Source organism: Ramlibacter cellulosilyticus (assembly GCF_014297465.1).
In the GTDB taxonomy this organism is placed as follows: Bacteria; Pseudomonadota; Gammaproteobacteria; order Burkholderiales; family Burkholderiaceae_C; genus Ramlibacter; species Ramlibacter cellulosilyticus.
On sequence record NZ_JACORT010000020.1, the window covers coordinates 1 to 3,654 of the forward strand.

A 3,654-nucleotide genomic window follows, 5' to 3' on the forward strand; every position below is an offset into this window, starting at 1 on the left:
TTGTTGCACGCGTTGTGCACTCGCACTCGATGCTGCTGTGCCAGTCAGACTGTTCTGGTCTGCTGGTGGTGGTGGGTGGTGTGTGGTGGGCAAGTGTGTAAGGGCGCATGGTGGATGCCTTGGCATCAGGAGCCGATGAAGGACGTGGGAGCCTGCGTTAAGCCTCGGGGAGTTGGCAACCGAACGTTGATCCGAGGGTGTCCGAATGGGGGAACCCGGCCGTCGTCATGGGCGGTCACCCGCACCTGAATGTATAGGGTGTGTGGAGGGAACGTGGGGAAGTGAAACATCTCAGTACCCACAGGAAGAGAAAACAACATGTGATTCCGTGAGTAGTGGCGAGCGAAAGCGGATGAGGCTAAACCTGCATCGTGTGATACCTGGTAGGGGTTGCGGTGTGGGGGTTGTGGGAGTGTTCTGGAGCCGGCTACCACCGGTTCGGGGAGTGAGAAAGTCGTGGTGTAGCCGAAGGGCCTGGGATGGTCCGGCGTAGTGGGTGAGACCCCCGTAGGTGAAACATTGCGGCCTCCTTGGGAGCATGTCCCGAGTAGCACGGGGCTCGTGGAATCTCGTGTGAATCTGCCAGGACCACCTGGTAAGCCTAAATACTTCCTGATGACCGATAGCGGACAAGTACCGTGAGGGAATGGTGAAAAGCACCCCGGGAGGGGAGTGAAATAGTACCTGAAACCGTGTGCCTACAATCCGTCGGAGCTGGAGTTTACTCTGGTGACGGCGTGCCTTTTGAAGAATGAGCCTGCGAGTTAGTGGTGCGTGGCGAGGTTAACCCGTGGGGGGTAGCCGTAGCGAAAGCGAGTCCGAATAGGGCGTTTGTAGTCGCGTGCTCTAGACCCGAAGCGGAGTGATCTACCCATGGCCAGGTTGAAGCGTGGGTAAGACCGCGTGGAGGACCGAACCCACCAGGGTTGAAAACCTGGGGGATGAGCTGTGGGTAGGGGTGAAAGGCCAATCAAACTCCGTGATAGCTGGTTCTCCCCGAAATGCATTTAGGTGCAGCGTCGCGTGTTTCTTGCTGGAGGTAGAGCTACTGGATGGCCGATGGGCCCCACCGGGTTACTGACGTCAGCCAAACTCCGAATGCCGGTAAGTGAGAGCGTGGCAGTGAGACTGCGGGGGATAAGCTTCGTAGTCGAGAGGGAAACAGCCCAGATCATCAGCTAAGGCCCCTAAGCGTGTGCTAAGTGGGAAAGGATGTGGAGTTGCGCAGACAACCAGGAGGTTGGCTTAGAAGCAGCCACCCTTGAAAGAGTGCGTAATAGCTCACTGGTCAAGTGATTCCGCGCCGACAATGTAGCGGGGCTCAAGTACACCGCCGAAGCTGTGGCACTCACATATTAACCCCATCAACTACCCGCTGTTCTTCGGAGCGGTGGGCACCGTTGGTGCAGGTGTGTGGGTGGGTAGGGGAGCGTCGTGTGTGGGGTGAAGCCGCCTGGTGATGGTGTGGTGGACTGCACGCGAGTGAGAATGCAGGCATGAGTAGCGAATGACGGGTGAGAACCCCGTCCGCCGATTGACCAAGGGTTCCAGGGCCAGGTTCATCCGCCCTGGGTAAGTCGGGACCTAAGGCGAGGCCGACAGGCGTAGTCGATGGACAACGGGTTGATATTCCCGTACCGGTGTAGAACCGTCCATGGCGAGGCCGGGGATGCTGAGCACCCAAAGCCGCATGAGCCTTCGGGTTTGTGTTGGTGGAGCGTGTGACCCGATCCGGTAGTAGTCAAGCGTGTTAACAGGGGTGACGCAGGAGGGTAGCTTCCGCGTGGCGATGGTTGTCCACGTCCAAGGGTGTAGGACGAGGGGTTGGCAAATCCGCTCCTCTTGCTTTGATGCTGAGTCTGAGACCTGATGGTGACCCCGTAGGGGGGAAGTAGGGTGATCCCATGCTGCCTAGAAAAGCCTCGGCGCGAGGTTCGAGCCGCCCGTACCCTAAACCGACTCAGGTGGTCAGGTAGAGAATACCGAGGCGTGCGAGTGAATCGTGGTTAAGGAACTCGGCAAAATGCCCCCGTAACTTCGGGAGAAGGGGGGCCTGAGGCGTGAAGCTCCTTGCGGGCTAGCGTTTGAGGGCCGCAGAGACCAGGGGGAAGCGACTGTTTACTAAAAACACAGGTCCGTGCGAAGTCGCAAGACGATGTATACGGACTGACGCCTGCCCGGTGCTGGAACGTTAAGGGGACCGGTTACCCGCGCTTGTCGTGGGGACGCTGAGAACTTAAGCGCCAGTAAACGGCGGTGGTAACTATAACCATCCTAAGGTAGCGAAATTCCTTGTCGGGTAAGTTCCGACCTGCACGAATGGCGTAACGACTTCCCTGCTGTCTCAACCGCGAACTCGGCGAAATTGCACTACGAGTAAAGATGCTCGTTACGCGCAGCAGGACGGAAAGACCCCGGGACCTTCACTATAGCTTGGTATTGGTGTTCGGGACGGCTTGTGTAGGATAGGTGGGAGACTGTGAAGCTGGCACGCTAGTGTTGGTGGAGTCGTCGTTGAAATACCACTCTGGTCGTTCTGGATGTCTAACTTCGGTCCGTGATCCGGATCAGGGACAGTGCCTGGTGGGTAGTTTAACTGGGGCGGTTGCCTCCTAAAGAGTAACGGAGGCGCCCAAAGGTTCCCTCAGCCTGGTTGGCAATCAGGTGTTGAGTGTAAGTGCACAAGGGAGCTTGACTGTGAGACCGACAGGTCGAGCAGGGACGAAAGTCGGGACTAGTGATCCGGCCGTGGAGTGTGGAATCGCGGTCGCTCAACGGATAAAAGGTACCCCGGGGATAACAGGCTGATCTTGCCCAAGAGTCCATATCGACGGCATGGTTTGGCACCTCGATGTCGGCTCGTCGCATCCTGGGGCTGGAGTAGGTCCCAAGGGTTGGGCTGTTCGCCCATTAAAGCGGTACGCGAGCTGGGTTTAGAACGTCGTGAGACAGTTCGGTCCCTATCCGCTGCGCGCGTTGGAAACTTGAGAAGGGCTGTCCCTAGTACGAGAGGACCGGGACGGACGAACCTCTGGTGTGCCAGTTGTTCTGCCAAGGGCATGGCTGGTTGGCTACGTTCGGAAGGGATAACCGCTGAAGGCATCTAAGCGGGAAGCCTGCTTCGAGATGAGGTTTCCGTGCCCCTTGTGGGGTGGGAGGCTCCCTGGAGATGACGGGGTTGATAGGCCGGGTGTGGAAGCAACGACGAGAGAGTTGTGGAGCTGACCGGTACTAATAGGCCGATCACTTGTCTACTACGCACCAGCTACCACCAAGCATGCAGGTCATGGCTGGTGGTGTGGTGCAGGCGAGTGCACGAGCACGAACGAACATGATCTACTGATCAAACGATGACACTGCTGTAGTGTTTCGCGTCCATTGTGTGGTTCTCGGGAGAGAACCCTTCGTGGTTTTTCGATCCTGGCCTTTGTGGTCCGGTGGTCATAGCGGTGGGGAAACGCCCGGTCTCATTCCGAACCCGGAAGCTAAGCCCACCAGCGCCGATGGTACTGCTCGGGAGACTGGGTGGGAGAGTAGGTCACCGCCGGCCACTCACTCTTTGCAGTGAGGTTGGTTGAGGGGAGTGGCACCGCTGTGGCGGTGCTGCTCCCCTCTTCTGCGTTGTGGGCGCTGTGCGCAGTGAGCCCCGACAGT

2 rRNA genes are annotated in these 3,654 nt (G+C 58.2%); both read left to right on the forward strand.

The features are described 5' to 3' along the window. The first annotated feature begins 87 nt into the window (after positions 1 to 87). Positions 88 to 3,255: ribosomal RNA gene (locus H8N03_RS25885) — 23S ribosomal RNA — on the forward strand. 178 nt (positions 3,256 to 3,433) lie between these two features. Continuing rightward, positions 3,434 to 3,550, forward strand: a 5S ribosomal RNA gene (gene rrf / locus H8N03_RS25890). Positions 3,551 to 3,654 lie beyond the last annotated feature (104 nt).